Below are 13,142 nucleotides of genomic sequence, written 5' to 3'. Positions count from 1 at the left end.
CCCCGTCACCCACCGTCGCGGGCTCCTGCGCGAGCGTCGGCACCCGGGTCAGGCCAGCACGCGGTCGAGGGAGACCGCGTCGACGCCGACGGCCTGGCCCACGGGGGCGTTGGTGAGCTGCCCGTCGTGGGTGTTGAGCCCCAGCGCCAGGCTGCGGTCGTCGCGGCAGGCCTGCAGCCAGCCCTTGCCGGCCAGCGCCACGGCGTAGGGCATGGTGGCGTTGGTGAGCGCGTAGGTCGAGGTGGTCGGCACGGCGCCGGGCATGTTGGCCACGCAGTAGAAGACCGAGTCGTGCACGGCGTACGTCGGGTCCGCGTGGGTCGTGGGGCGGGTGTCCTCGAAGCAGCCGCCCTGGTCGACGGCGATGTCGACGAGCACCGAGCCGGGCTTCATGGCCGCGACCAGCTCGTTGGAGACCAGCTTCGGGGCCTTGGCGCCGGGGATGAGCACGGCCCCGATGACCATGTCGGCCTGGGTGACGTGCTGCTCGATGGCCAGCTTGGAGGAGGCCAGGCCGTGCACGCGGTTGTCGTAGCGCCAGAAGGACATGCGCAGCTTGTCGAGGTCGGTGTCGAGCAGGGTGACGTCGGCGCCCATGCCGAGGGCGATGTTGGCGGCGTTCTGCCCCGAGACACCCGCGCCGATGACGACGACCTTGGCGTTGGCGACGCCGCCGACGCCGCCGAGCAGCACCCCGCGGCCGCCCTGGGCCTTGAGCAGCGCGTGGGCGCCGACCTGCGGGGCCAGGCAGCCGGCGACCTCCGACATCGGGTAGAGCAGCGGGAGCGCGCCGGAGGGCAGCTGCACGGTCTCGTAGGCGATCGCGGTGACCTTGCGCTTCATCAGCTCGGCGGTCAGCGTCGGGTCGGCGGCCAGGTGGAGGTAGGTGAAGAGGAGCTGGCCCTCCCGCATGCGGTGGTACTCCTCGGCCACGGGCTCCTTGACCTTGAGCACCATCTCGGCCTCGCCCCACACGGCGTCGGCGTCGGGCAGCAGCGTGGCTCCGGCGGCGGCGTAGTCGTCGTCGCTGATCTGGGAGCCGACGCCGGCGCCGGTCTCCACGACGACCTCGTGGCCGTGGGCCACCAGCTCGTGGACACCCAGCGGCGTCAGGGCCACCCGGTACTCGTGGTTCTTGACTTCCTTCGGGACGCCGACCTTCACCTGACACTCCTGTCATCACGGGGCCCCACGACGCTGTGGGGTGCGAGCGACACTATCGGGACGCGCGCGCCGATCCCGCCAGGCCCCTGGCGTGCGCGGCGAGCACCGCGATCACGACGGGCGCGTCGCGCAGGCGGCCGTCGAGCACCGCCTCGACCATGTCGTCGAAGGCCACCCAGCCCGTCTCCATCTCGGCCTCCTCGTGGGCCGGCACGAAGTCGCCGCGCCCCACCTCGCGCAGTCCCCGCGCGAGGTAGATGTGGGCCAGCTCCTCAGAGATCCCGGGCGAGGAGTACGTCGACACCAGGTGGGTCCACTCCTGCGCCTCGTATCCGGCCTCCTCGACCAGCTCGCGGCGCGCGACGTCGACCGGCTCCTCCCCGTCGACGTCGAGCAGCCCGGCGGGCAGCTCCACGAATCGGGTCTGCGCCGCGTGGCGGTACTGCCACAGGCACAGCACCCGCTCCTCGTCGTCGACGGCCAGGATGACCGCGGCGCCGGGGTGCTCGAGCACCACGCGGCGGAAGGGCTCCTCCTCGGGGTGGCCGGGGCGCTGGATGCGGTCCTCGCGCAGGGCCACGACCCAGCCGTCGCGGTGCAGGTCACCGCTGGAGCGGACCGGCCAGGAGGCCGGCTCGTCGCGCAGCGCGGGCTGCTCGCCGGCGCCGTCGGCCACCGCACCCACCTCAGGCCTCCGCGGCGTCGCGGCGCACGAGCTCGGCGTCGATCGGGAACCGCAGCTCCTTCTGCCGCTCGATGGCCGCGCCGACCAGGCCCGCGAAGAGCGGGTGCGGTCGGGTCGGGCGCGAGCGCAGCTCGGGGTGGGCCTGGGTGGAGACGTAGTAGGGGTGCACCTCGCGGGGCAGCTCGACGAACTCCACGAGGCTGTCGTCGGGGGCCGTGCCGGAGAAGACCAGGCCGGCCTCCTCGAGCCGGGCGCGGTAGGCGTTGTTGACCTCGTAGCGGTGGCGGTGCCGCTCGTGCACCAGCGCCTCGCCGTAGGCGGCGCGCACGACGGTGCCGTCCTTGAGCGCCGCGGGGTAGAGCCCCAGGCGCATCGTGCCGCCGAGGTCGCCGGCCCCCTCCACGTACTCCTTCTGCTCGGCCATCGTCGCGATGACCGGCTCGGGGGTCTCGGGGTCGAACTCCGTGGAGCCGGCCTGCTCCAGGCCCAGGACGGTGCGGGAGTACTCGATCACCATGCACTGCAGGCCCAGGCACAGCCCGAGGGTGGGCAGGCCGTGGGTGCGGGCGTAGGTGAGGGCGCCGAGCTTGCCCTCGAGGCCGCGGATGCCGAAGCCGCCGGGCACGCAGACGGCGTCGAGGTCCTGCAGGTTCCGCGCGGCGCCCGCCGGGGTGGCGCAGTCGTCGGAGGGGATCCAGCGCAGGTTGACCTTGGCCTCGTGGGCGAAGCCACCGGCGCGCAGCGCCTCGGCCACCGAGAGGTAGGCGTCGGGAAGGTCGATGTACTTGCCGACCAGGCCGATGGTCACCTCCTCCTTGGGGTGGTGCACGCGGCGCAGCAGGTCGTCCCACAGCGTCCAGTCGACGTCGCGGAAGGGCAGGTCGAGGCGCCGCACGACGTAGGCGTCGAGGCCCTCGCGGTGCAGCACCTTGGGGATGTCGTAGATCGACGGGGCGTCGGCCGCGGTGACCACGGCCTCCTCGTCGACGTCGCACATCAGCGAGATCTTCTTCTTGATCGAGGCCGGCAGCTCGCGGTCGGCGCGGCACACGACGGCGTCGGGCTGGATGCCGACCTGGCGCAGCGCGGCCACGGAGTGCTGGGTGGGCTTGGTCTTCAGCTCCCCCGACGGGCCGATGTAGGGCACCAGCGAGACGTGCAGGAAGAAGCAGTTGCCACGCCCGATGTCGTGGCGCACCTGGCGCGCGGCCTCGAGGAAGGGCAGCGACTCGATGTCGCCGACCGTGCCACCGACCTCGGTGATGACGACGTCGACGTCCTCGCCGCCCATCGCGAGCACGCGCTCCTTGATCTCGTTGGTGATGTGCGGGATCACCTGCACCGTGTCGCCGAGGTAGTCGCCGCGGCGCTCCTTGGCGATGACGCTGGAGTAGACCTGGCCGGTGGTGACGTTGGCGATCTGACCGAGGTCGGTGTCGAGGAAGCGCTCGTAGTGGCCGATGTCGAGGTCGGTCTCGGCGCCGTCGTTGGTCACGAAGACCTCGCCGTGCTGGAAGGGGTTCATCGTCCCCGGGTCCACGTTGAGGTACGGGTCGAGCTTCTGCATCGTCACCCGCAGCCCCCGCGAGCGCAGCAACCGGCCCAGGCTGGACGCCGTGAGCCCCTTGCCGAGCGAGGAGGCGACGCCTCCGGTGACGAATACGTGCTTGGTCGGCCCTGGGTTCCTCACGGAACTCCACCCTACGTCAGGTCGGCCCGCCCCGTGACCACCCGCCGCGACACGCCGCCGCGCGGTGACCGACGAGACACCGACGCCGGCCGGGGAGGCGGCGCCAGCGACCGTCTCGACACCACCCCACCCCACCCACGACAGCGGACGGACACGCCCCAGCACGGCGGTTGAGGAGGGAGCGCCAGCGACCGTCTCGAAACCACCCGACCCCAACCACGACAGCGGACGGACACGCCCCAGCACGGCGGTTGAGGAGGGAGCGCCAGCGACCGTCTCGACACCACCCGACCCCAACCACGACAGCGGACGGACACGCCCAGCGCGGTGGTTGAGGAGGGAGCGCCAGCGACCGTCTCGAAACCACCCGACCCAGCCGTCCAGCGTCCAGCACGACGACGTCACGGGGACGATCGCCGCCCGGGCATCAGTCGACCGGCACGGCCCCGTCGGCTCCGGCGACCCCGAAGTCGCCCCCGGCCCCCGACGGCGAGCGGAGCAGGGCGAGCAGGGTGGTGACCTGTCCCGGCGCGGTCTCGACCCCGTCCACGCTCGGGACGCCCTCGACGCCGCCGTCCTCGCGCAGCGTCGCCAGCACCCCGTCGGCCCCCGACGATGTCGGTCCGGCGAGCACGACGCCCTGCGTCGTCGCGGAGAGCCCGCTCAGCAGGTCCTGGAGCACGTCGGGGTCGACCTGCTGGTCGTCGCCGAGCACCACGACGAGCAGCGGCGCCAGGGCGGCGTCGGGCTCCGGCGAGGTCACCAGGCCGGCCTCGCTGAGGCTGTCGCGCACGGTGCGGCCAGCGTCGGTCACCTCGCCACCGGCCTCCGACGAGCTGCCCACGGCCAGCCCCGTGAGCTGTCCCAGCCTCACGTACGCCGGCGCGTCGGGGTCGATGCCACGGGCCGCCGGCGCGTCGCCGAGCTGCTCGAGCACCTGCGTGCCGAGGCTGTCCACCAGGGTGCTCGACGTCGGGTCGGTCAGCCGGGCCTGGAGCTCGTAGCGCGCGGCGACCTCGCCGCCGGCGACCTGCACCTGGTCGGAGAGCGCGGTGAGCGTGTCCTCGTCGGCGCCCGGCAGCGCCAGCAGCGCCACGGGACGCTCGGCGAGCGCGTCGTCGTAGAGCCGCGCCGCCGTCGCGGTGGCGAAGGCCTCGCCGTAGCCGGCCTGCGCGATCGGCCCGGTCTCGGCCGAGACCTGACGGGCGGTGGCGGTGTCCCGGTCTCGGCCGAGCTCGCTGAGCGGACCCCCGCCGAGCACGACCCCGACGGCCAGGGCGAGGAAGACGGCGACGAGCGAGACGACGTGGTGGCGGTACGAGATCACGGGAGGAGTCCTTGCAACAGGTCGGAGAGGGTGCGGCCGAGGTCGGCGAGGGCGTCGGCACCCTGGTTGGCCCAGGTCTGGCCCACGGGGGTGACGGCCACGGCGGCGGCGAGGGCGAGCAGACCGGCCAGCATCACCAGCAGCAGGTGGACCGGACGCACGCGCCCGGAGTAGAGCCGGGGCACCGCGTCGGCGTCGACGAGCCGCGCCCCCAGGGCGAGGCGCACCAGGTGGCTCCCGGCCGCGCTCGAGCGGGTCCGGTCGAGCAGGTCGGTGAGACCACCGGCCAGCCCGACACCGACGACGAGGGCCGGGTCGTGGGCGTCGACGGTCAGCAGCGCGGCGTCGGCGGCGTCGAGGGAGGTGGCCAGCCGCGAGGGCCGGATGCCGAGGCGGTCGAGGGAGTCGGCGACGTCGCTGCGGCCGAGGTCTCCCACGAGCACCACGTCGCCGGCGGCGCGCAGCGTGCACGCCGAGGGCAGCGTCGGCCGGTCGTGGCGCAGGTCGACCACCACGACGTCGACGTGCAGACCGGCGGCGACCACCTCGTCGGCGAGGTCGGCGGCGGCCACGACCACCGGCTCCTGCTCGCGCAGGAACGGCCGCAGCTGCGCCAGCTGCTCGCGGTGCCGGGCGCCGGCGGCCACGAGGACCGCGGTGCGCCCCCGCACCGCGGTGGCCAGGCGTGGGAGGCCCTCGCGGTGCAGCAGGAGGGGCTCCTCGCGCCGCAGCAGCTCGGTGCCGTGGTGGCTGATGCTCTCGAGCTGGGTCGCCAGTCCGCTGCGGGCGGCGTCGAGGTCCTCGCGCAGCACGCCGAGGTCGACGCTGCGACCGGGCACCTGCTCCCCGCTGTCGAGGTGGAGCACGCCCTCCTCGACCACCACGCGCGCACCGTCGCGCAGTCGCGAGCGACCCGCGGCACCGAGACCGTCGACGAGCACGATGCCGGCCTCGGCCAGCACCAGCGGCCCCTGGGCGGGGAAGCGCCCCGAGACGAAGGGCGAGACGTTCACGACCGCCGACACCCCCGCTCCCACGAGGCGTCGCGCCGTGGCGCGGTCGAGGTCGCTGTGGTCGAGCACGGCCACGTCTCCCGACCGCAGCCGCGGCAGGAGGTCACTGGTGCGGGCCTCGAGCCGCAGGGGGCCGACGAGGCCGGTGGTCTCGGGGGCGGGACGCAGTCTTTCGGGGAGCCTCATGACCGCCCCATGCTGACATCCGCCCGGCACCGTCCCGGGCACCTCGACGCGCCGGGCGCGTCGGCCCGCCCGTGCCCGTCCCGACCCGTGCCGCGTCCCCGGCCAGGACCCGGCCACCGGTCCCGGGCAGGACGCGGCGGCGACGCGGCGACGGCCTGACGACGGCCTGACGACGGCCTGGGGACCGGGTCGGGTCTCAGCCGACGGGCAGCGCGCGCGCCGGGCCGGCCACCTCGAGGAGCTCGCGGGCGTGCGCCAGCGCGGTGTCCGAGCCGGTGAGTCCGGCCATCATGCGCGACAGCTCGCGCTCGCGCTGGGTGTCGTCGAGCACCGCGAGCCCCGAGCTGGTGACGGTGCCGTCGTTGGACTTGCTGACGACCACGTGGCGGTCGGCGTACGCCGCGACCTGCGGCAGGTGGGTCACCACGAGGACCTGGGCGTCACGGGCCAGGCGGGCCAGGCGCCGCCCGACCTCCACGGCGGCCGTGCCGCCGACGCCTGCGTCGACCTCGTCGAAGACGAACGTCGGCACGGGGCTTGTGCCGGCCAGCGCGACCTCGAGGGCGAGCATCACCCGCGAGAGCTCGCCGCCCGAGGCACCCTTGTGCAGCGGGCGCGGCTCCGAGCCGGTGTTGGCCGCGAGCAGCAGGTCGACCTCGTCGAGGCCCGACGGGGCGTAGCGCAGCCAGCGCTTCCCGACCCGCAACGGCGTGCCGACCCGGGCAGGGTCACCGGTCTCGGCCGGGGCCTCCACGGCGTGCTGCCTGACCTCCACGACGACCCGGGCGTGCGGCATGGCCAGCATGCCCAGCTCACCGGTGACCGCCTCGGCCAGCCGCGTGGCGGCCTCGCCGCGCAGCTGCGAGAGCCGCAGTCCGAGGTCGGCCAGCTCCTCGCGCAGCTCCTCGCGCTCCTGGCGCAGCTGCTCGACGCGCTCGTCGGTGCCGTCGAGGTCCAGCAGCCGGCGCGCCGACGTCTCGGCCCAGGCGAGGACCTCGTCGATGGTCTCGCCGTACTTGCGGGTCAACGCGGTCAGCGCGGCACGTCTCTCGGAGACCGCGGCCAGACGCGCGGGGTCGACCTCGACCCGGGTGGCGTAGGAGGCCACGTCGGCGGCCAGGTCGGAGAGCAGGTAGGAGATCTCACCGAGCCGGTCGGCCAGTCCGGCGGCCTCCGGGTCGTGGGCGCGCACCGACTCCAGCGCCGAGCGGGCGGCCGTGGTCGTCGCGAGCGCGTCGGGTGCACCGTCCTCGCTCGAGAGCGCCTCACGGGCCTGCTCGGCGGCGGTCCGCAGGGTGTCGGAGAAGCCCAGCCGGGTCTCCTCGGCGGCCAGCGCGACGTCCTCGCCCACCTCGGGCGAGACGGCCTCGACCTCCCCGAGCCCGAAGCGGAGCAGGTCGGCCTCGCGCGCCCGCTCCCGAGCGCTGGTGACGACCTCGACGAGCTCCGTCTCCACGGCCCGCAGCCGTTCGAAGCACGCCGTGTACGCCGCCGCGGCCCCGGCCACGGCATCTCCGCCGAAGCGGTCGAGCGCGTCGCGCTGGGCCCTCGGCTGCAGCAGGCGGTGCTGGTCGGACTGGCCGTGCACGGCGACGAGGGGCTCGCTGACCGACGCCAGCGTCGAGACGGGCACCGAGGCGCCGCCCACGAAGGCCCGCGAGCGGCCCTCGGCCGAGACGTTGCGGGCCAGCACGACGTGGCCGTCCTCGACCTCGCCACCGGCGTCCTCCACCGACGTCGCGAAGCCGCCCAGGCCGTCGACCCTCACCAGCCCCTCGACCCGGGCCGAGCGGGCACCCGTGCGCACGGCGCCGCTGTCGCTGCGCCCGCCCAGCAGCAGGCCCAGGGCGGTGACGATCATGGTCTTGCCCGCTCCGGTCTCACCGGTGATGACGGTCAGGCCGGGTCCGAGCTCGAGCGTGGAGGAGTCGATGACGCCCAGGGAGCTGATCCGGATCTCCTCAAGCACGGTCGTCTCCCTTGCGTCGCCTCTCCGCGGCGCCGCGCCAGCCCTCGACGGGCAGCCCGAACTTGGCCACGAGACGGTCGGTGAAGGGCGCCTCGTGCAGGCGCACGAGGCGCATCGGCCGCTCGCCGCGCCGCACCTCGACCCGCGCGCCGGGCGGCAGCTCGACGGCTCGTCGCCCGTCGCACCACAGCACGCCCGAGACGCCGGTGCGCGCCAGCACCTCGACGGCCAGCACCGACGTGGGGGCCACGACCATCGGGCGGGCGAAGAGGGCGTGAGCGCTGATGGGCACCATGAGCAGGGCCTCGACGCCCGGCCAGACGATCGGTCCGCCGGCGCTGAAGTTGTAGGCCGTGGACCCGGTCGGGGTCGCGCAGACGACGCCGTCGCACCCCCACCGCGACAGCGGGCGACCGTCGACCTCCGCGACCACCTCGAGCATCCGCTCGCGCGAGGCCTTCTCGACGCTGGCCTCGTTGACGGCGTAGGTGCGGGTGACGACCTCGCCGTCGACGTAGACCACGACGTCGAGGGTCATCCGGTCCTCGGAGGAGTAGCGCCGGTCGACGATGGCCGCGATCGTCGACTCGACGTCGTCGTGCTCGGCCTCGGCGAGGAAGCCCACGTGGCCCAGGTTGACCCCCAGCACGGGGGTCTGGCTGGCGTGGGTGATCTCGGCGGCCCGCAGGATCGTGCCGTCGCCCCCGATCACGAGGGCCAGCTCGCACCCGGCGCTGGGGTCGCGGTGCAGGTCGGTGATCTCGAGGTGGCCCGGGTGGCCCGGGTGCTCGTCGGCGGTGAGGCCCAGGTCGTCGGCCTCGCCGGCGAGCAGGCGCACGACGATCCCGTTGCTGGTGAGGGCCTTGCAGAACTCCAGGGCGACCTCGCGGGCCTCCTCGCGCCCGGTGTGGGTCAGCATGAGCACACGGCGCACCGCCGGGTCGGCGCTCGGGGAGTCACTCATGGCTCCACCCTCTCACCCGCCACCCCCAGCGGCGCCGCGGTGGTGACGACGGTGTGGATCGCGTCCTCGTCGACCGTGGCCGGGCCGTGGCGCAGCCAGAGGAAGAACTCCACGTTGCCCGAGGGTCCCGGCAGCTGGCTGGTCGTCACGGCCCGGGCCCCCCAGCCGCGCGAGGCCGCCGCGGCGGCGACCGACTGCACAGCCTCGGCACGGAGCTCCGGGTCGCGCACGACCCCGCCCTTGCCCACCCGCTCCTTGCCCACCTCGAACTGCGGCTTGACCATCAGGGCCAGGTCGCCGTCGGGCCGGGTCACCCGCAGCAGCGCGCCGAGCACCAGCTCGAGGGAGATGAACGACAGGTCGCCCACCACGACGTCCACCGGGTCCCCGACCAGCGGCAGGTCGAGCTCGCGGATGTTGGTGCGGTCGTGCACGACGACCCTCTCGTCCTGGCGCAGGGGCCAGGCGAGCTGGCCGTAGCCGACGTCGACGGCGAGCACCTGGGCCGCGCCGCGGCGCAGCAGCACGTCGGTGAAGCCCCCGGTGGAGGCCCCCGCGTCCAGGCAGCGCCGGCCCGCCACGTCGAGGCCGAGCGGCGCGAGGTCGTCCAGGGCGCCCGCCAGCTTGTGGCCGCCGCGCGAGACGTAGTCCGGTCGGTCGTCGGAGGCCTCCGCGACCACGATGGCCACGTCGGTGGTGACGCCGGTGGCCGGTTTGCGGGCGAGCGCGCCCGAGACCTTCACACGACCGGCGGCGATGAGCTCGCTGGCGTGCTCGCGCGAGCGGGCGTGGCCGCGACGCACGAGCTCCGCGTCGAGGCGCAGTCGACGAGGGGGCACGGCGTCACGCCCCGCCGTCGGAGCGGGACGAGGATCCCGGCCCCGGACGGGGTACGCCGGTCGCGCCGGGCCGCGGACCGGGCGCACCTGCCCGACCCGGCGACGGCACCCCGGGCCCCGGTCGCTCCACCGTGACCGGCACGTCGCGCGGGGCGCCGTCCGCGTCCGCGGCCGGGCCGAGCAGCCCGTCCACGTCGTCCAGTGCTCGGCGCAGGCGGTCGTGGGCGTCCTCGAACACCGCGACGTGCTCGGCGACGGGTCGCCCGTCGAGCCGGGTGACGACCTCGACGACCTCGTCGACCTCGGCCACCCCGGTCGGGGCGTGCTCCTCGCTCAAGGGGGCGCCGGCCCCGGGGGTGTGGCTCATGGCGCGAGGCTACCGTCGCTGCGTGCCCGGGGCCCGCAGCCGGTCGACGCCCACGGGCCGTCCGCCCGCGTCGAGGTGTTCCCACGCAGCGGTGGCGACCACGCGCCACCAGTCGTCCGGCGAGCCGTCGCCCTCCACCACCAGCTCGGCGGCGCCGTCGACCTCCGCCGTCCACCCGCCGCACTCCACCGTCGCGTCGTTCCGGGTGGGCTCCGGATGGGCCTGCAGCAACCCGGAGAGGTCCGCCGCAAGGTACGTCGGTCGCTCCCGGGGCCGTGCCGCCACGAGCTCGGGGAGGCCGGTCACACCGGTCATCACGAGCAGTGCGGGCATGTCGACGCCGACCGCGCCCTCGATGTCGGTGTCGAGCCGGTCCCCCACCATCAGCGGCGTGGCGCCCCCCACCCGGCGGACGGTCTCGTCGAGCAGCGGGCGGGCGGGCTTGCCCGCGACCACCGGGTCGACCCCGGCGAACCGGCTGAGCGTCTCGACCAGCACCCCGTGCCCGGGCGCCGTGCCGTAGGCCGTCGGGATGCTCATGTCGGTGTTGCTGGCCACCCACCACAAACCGTCGCGCACCCGCACCGCGGCCCGCATGATGTCGCGCCAGAGCACGTCGGGGCCGTAGCCCGTGGCGAGCGCGTCGGCCTCGTCCTCGATGCCGACGGGCTCCAGGCCCTCCTCGCGCAGCGCCTCCAGCAGCCCGTCGGCTCCCAGGGCCGCGACCCGCGCTCCCGCGCCCAGCCGGTCCACGAGCACCCGCGCGGCGGCCTGGGCCGACGTGACCACGTCCTCGCGCGCGGCGTCCACACCGAGCTCGGTCAGGTGCGCGGCCACGGTCTCGGGTGTCCGTGAGGCGTTGTTGGTGATGAAGGCGATGCGCTGGTCCCGCTCGCGGGCGGCCGCGATCGCCTCGGCCGCCCCGGGCACCGCCTCCCCACCGATGTAGACCACGCCGTCGAGATCGAGCATGGCCAGGTCGTGCTGGTCGCAGAGAGCTCGGTCGGTCCCACGCAGCATGGTGCACCCCTCGGTCGTGGCCGGCGCCGGCCGGCGGTCGTCACCGGCCCCACGCGGGCCGGTGGGCCCAGCCTGCCCGGTGGTCCCTGGGTCGGCGGGCCCGCCCCCTACGATGCGCAGATGGAGCGCTCCGGCACGGTCACCCCGCCGTACGTCGCCGGACCCCTCCACCTGGGGCCCTTTCGGGCCCTGCGAATGGCGCCCCTGCGGGTGGGCGATCCCGCGACCGCGCGCACCTTCGGCCGGTCCCAGCGCAAGGTGCTGGACCGGCTGGCGCGCTGGGAGGAGCACGGACAGGTCGCGCGCGACCGGGTGCCTGCGCTCTACGTCCACGAGTACACCGCCGCAGGCCTCACCGTCCGCGGCGTCGTGGGCGTGCTCGACCTCTCGCGTCGCGCCGTCCTCCCCGCCGAGCGCGCCGTGCTGCCCCACGAGGGCGTGCGCCCCGCCCAGGCCGACGACCTCGCCGACAAGCTGGCCGAGATCCGCCTCCACCCGGCCCCCATCCTCCTGGTCCACCGCGCCTCCGAGACCCTGCGATCCTTGACGCGGGGCCAGGTGGCCCGGCGCCCCACCCACGCCTTCCGGGACCGCATCGGGCAGGAGCACCGGCTGTGGGCCGTGACCGACCCCGACGAGATCGCGGCGGTCCAGGGCGAGGTCGCTCCCAGTCGCGTCCTCATCGCCGACGGGCACCACCGCTATGCCGCCTACCTCCGCCTCCAGGCGCGCGACCCCGGCGGCGCCGCCGACCACGGTCTCGTCATGCTCGTCGACCAGACCGACACCCCGCTCCATCTCGGTGCCATCCACCGTGTCGTCCAGGGCGTCTCCCTGCCGGAGCTGACCCGCGCGGTCACCAGCATCGGTGGCTCCGGCGAGCGCGTACGCCGCTCCGCCGCCCTCGACCACCTCGGTCCCGACCACCTCGTGGCCACCGACGGGGAGCACTGGAGCGCGCTGACCCTCCCGACCGGCTCCGGCCGCTCGGCGGTCGAGCTCCTGCACGAGGCCATCCTGCCGTCGCTGCCTCGCAGTCCGCGCTCCGTGGACTACCACCACACGGCCGAGAAGGCGGCCGCGGCCGCTCGGCCCGGCAAGGCCGTGGCCGTGCTCCTGCCCGCGCCCGACGTGGACCACGTGGTCGCTGTCGCCGCCGACGACCGGCTGCTCCCCGAGAAGGCCACGTCCTTCCAGCCCAAGCCGAGCCCCGGGGTGCTCATGCACTCGCTGCTCGACGGATGAGTCGGGCCTCGGCGACCTCGATCTCCACCCGCGACGAGGCGGCCGCCCCCTGACGGAAGAACCGGCGGCGCACAGCGCCGCGGACCTCCACGACGTCGCCCGGCGACCAGCGCGACACCGTCCGGCGCATCCGCGCCGACCAGGCGCTGCAGTCGAACGTGTCGACCTTCTGCCTCGAGCCCGGCACGCTGCCCGCACGGTCCACCACCAGGCGCACCGAGCAGACGGGATCGCCACTCGGGAGCTCGCGCACCACCGCCTCGCCCGACACACGGCCCACGAGACGGACCTCGTTGACCGGCGCCACGTCGTCCCCCGCAAGAACCGCTTCCTTCGTGCGTGCCATCACGCATCACCTCCAGCACCACTGTGGCGCGTTCGAGGCACGCGCACCGCGCCGTGCCACGCAGGTGTGGATGGACGAGCGTCCTGTCGCGCCTGGGGACGATCAGTGGGCCGTGCCGGCGGTGCGGCGCAACGACTGTGAGGTCCTGAAATGGCTTGTGGGGCCACCCGGTAACAGGTGACCCCACAAGCACTAAGAATTGTCCGGCGGCGTCCTACTCTCCCACAACCTCTCGGTTGCAGTACCATCGGCGCTGAAAGGCTTAACTTCCGGGTTCGGGATGGGACCGGGTGTTTCCCTTTCGCTATGGCCGCCGTAACTCTTGCG

12 protein-coding genes and 1 rRNA gene are annotated in these 13,142 nt (G+C 74.5%); 1 reads left to right on the top strand and 12 read right to left on the bottom strand.

What is annotated here, in order from left to right; translation table 11 throughout:
* Nucleotides 1–48: 48 nt before the first annotated feature.
* The 10 genes from ald to M3673_RS07515 form a co-directional block, all read right to left on the bottom strand.
* Nucleotides 49–1,164, bottom strand: a complete 1,116-nt coding sequence (gene ald / locus M3673_RS07560) for an alanine dehydrogenase (RefSeq protein ID WP_251532811.1) — start codon at nucleotides 1,162–1,164, stop codon at nucleotides 49–51.
* 52 nt (nucleotides 1,165–1,216) lie between these two features.
* Nucleotides 1,217–1,840, bottom strand: a complete 624-nt coding sequence (locus M3673_RS07555; protein WP_193660756.1) for an NUDIX domain-containing protein — start codon at nucleotides 1,838–1,840, stop codon at nucleotides 1,217–1,219.
* Nucleotides 1,841–1,850: 10 nt separating this feature from the next.
* A complete protein-coding gene (locus tag M3673_RS07550) occupies nucleotides 1,851–3,539 on the bottom strand; it encodes a CTP synthase (protein ID WP_056864521.1) in 1,689 nt (562 codons plus the stop codon).
* Nucleotides 3,540–3,966: 427 nt separating this feature from the next.
* Nucleotides 3,967–4,866 carry a copper transporter gene (locus tag M3673_RS07545; RefSeq protein WP_251532810.1) on the bottom strand — a complete coding sequence of 300 codons (900 nt, stop codon included), beginning with the start codon at nucleotides 4,864–4,866 and terminating at the stop codon, nucleotides 3,967–3,969.
* Nucleotides 4,863–6,065, bottom strand: a complete 1,203-nt coding sequence (steA, locus tag M3673_RS07540) for a putative cytokinetic ring protein SteA (protein ID WP_251532809.1) — start codon at nucleotides 6,063–6,065, stop codon at nucleotides 4,863–4,865. The genes M3673_RS07545 and steA overlap by 4 nt, the downstream gene beginning before the upstream one ends.
* A gap of 196 nt (nucleotides 6,066–6,261) precedes the next feature.
* Nucleotides 6,262–8,034 (bottom strand): DNA repair protein RecN, encoded by a 1,773-nt coding sequence (gene recN, locus M3673_RS07535; protein WP_251532808.1) that lies wholly within the window; start codon nucleotides 8,032–8,034, stop codon nucleotides 6,262–6,264.
* Nucleotides 8,027–8,998, bottom strand: a complete 972-nt coding sequence (locus M3673_RS07530; RefSeq protein ID WP_056864525.1) for an NAD kinase — start codon at nucleotides 8,996–8,998, stop codon at nucleotides 8,027–8,029. The genes recN and M3673_RS07530 overlap by 8 nt, the downstream gene beginning before the upstream one ends.
* Nucleotides 8,995–9,837: a TlyA family RNA methyltransferase gene (locus M3673_RS07525; protein ID WP_251532807.1), complete on the bottom strand. Its 843-nt coding sequence runs from the start codon at nucleotides 9,835–9,837 to the stop codon at nucleotides 8,995–8,997. The genes M3673_RS07530 and M3673_RS07525 overlap by 4 nt, the downstream gene beginning before the upstream one ends.
* 4 nt (nucleotides 9,838–9,841) lie before the next feature.
* Nucleotides 9,842–10,204: a hypothetical protein gene (locus M3673_RS07520; protein ID WP_251532806.1), complete on the bottom strand. Its 363-nt coding sequence runs from the start codon at nucleotides 10,202–10,204 to the stop codon at nucleotides 9,842–9,844.
* A gap of 9 nt (nucleotides 10,205–10,213) precedes the next feature.
* The gene (locus M3673_RS07515) at nucleotides 10,214–11,224 is read right to left on the bottom strand and encodes an HAD-IIA family hydrolase (RefSeq protein ID WP_251532805.1); all 1,011 of its coding nucleotides are present in this window, start codon (nucleotides 11,222–11,224) and stop codon (nucleotides 10,214–10,216) included.
* Nucleotides 11,225–11,344: 120 nt separating this feature from the next.
* Here M3673_RS07515 and M3673_RS07510 point away from each other — a divergent pair, with 120 nt between their 5' ends.
* On the top strand, nucleotides 11,345–12,469 hold the full coding sequence (locus M3673_RS07510; RefSeq protein WP_251532804.1) for a DUF1015 family protein: 1,125 nt from the start codon (nucleotides 11,345–11,347) through the stop codon (nucleotides 12,467–12,469).
* Here the strand turns inward: M3673_RS07510 and M3673_RS07505 are convergent.
* Both M3673_RS07505 and rrf read right to left on the bottom strand, forming a co-directional pair.
* Nucleotides 12,444–12,815 carry a single-stranded DNA-binding protein gene (locus M3673_RS07505; RefSeq protein WP_251532803.1) on the bottom strand — a complete coding sequence of 124 codons (372 nt, stop codon included), beginning with the start codon at nucleotides 12,813–12,815 and terminating at the stop codon, nucleotides 12,444–12,446. The genes M3673_RS07510 and M3673_RS07505 overlap by 26 nt on opposite strands.
* A 201-nt stretch (nucleotides 12,816–13,016) precedes the next feature.
* A 5S ribosomal RNA gene (rrf, locus tag M3673_RS07500) occupies nucleotides 13,017–13,133 on the bottom strand.
* Nucleotides 13,134–13,142: the final 9 nt, after the last annotated feature.

The sequence above is a fragment of the Nocardioides sp. P86 genome, from assembly GCF_023712465.1.
GTDB lineage: Bacteria > Actinomycetota > Actinomycetes > Propionibacteriales > Nocardioidaceae > Nocardioides > Nocardioides kribbensis.
This window is presented reverse-complemented; position numbering and strand designations above follow the sequence as displayed.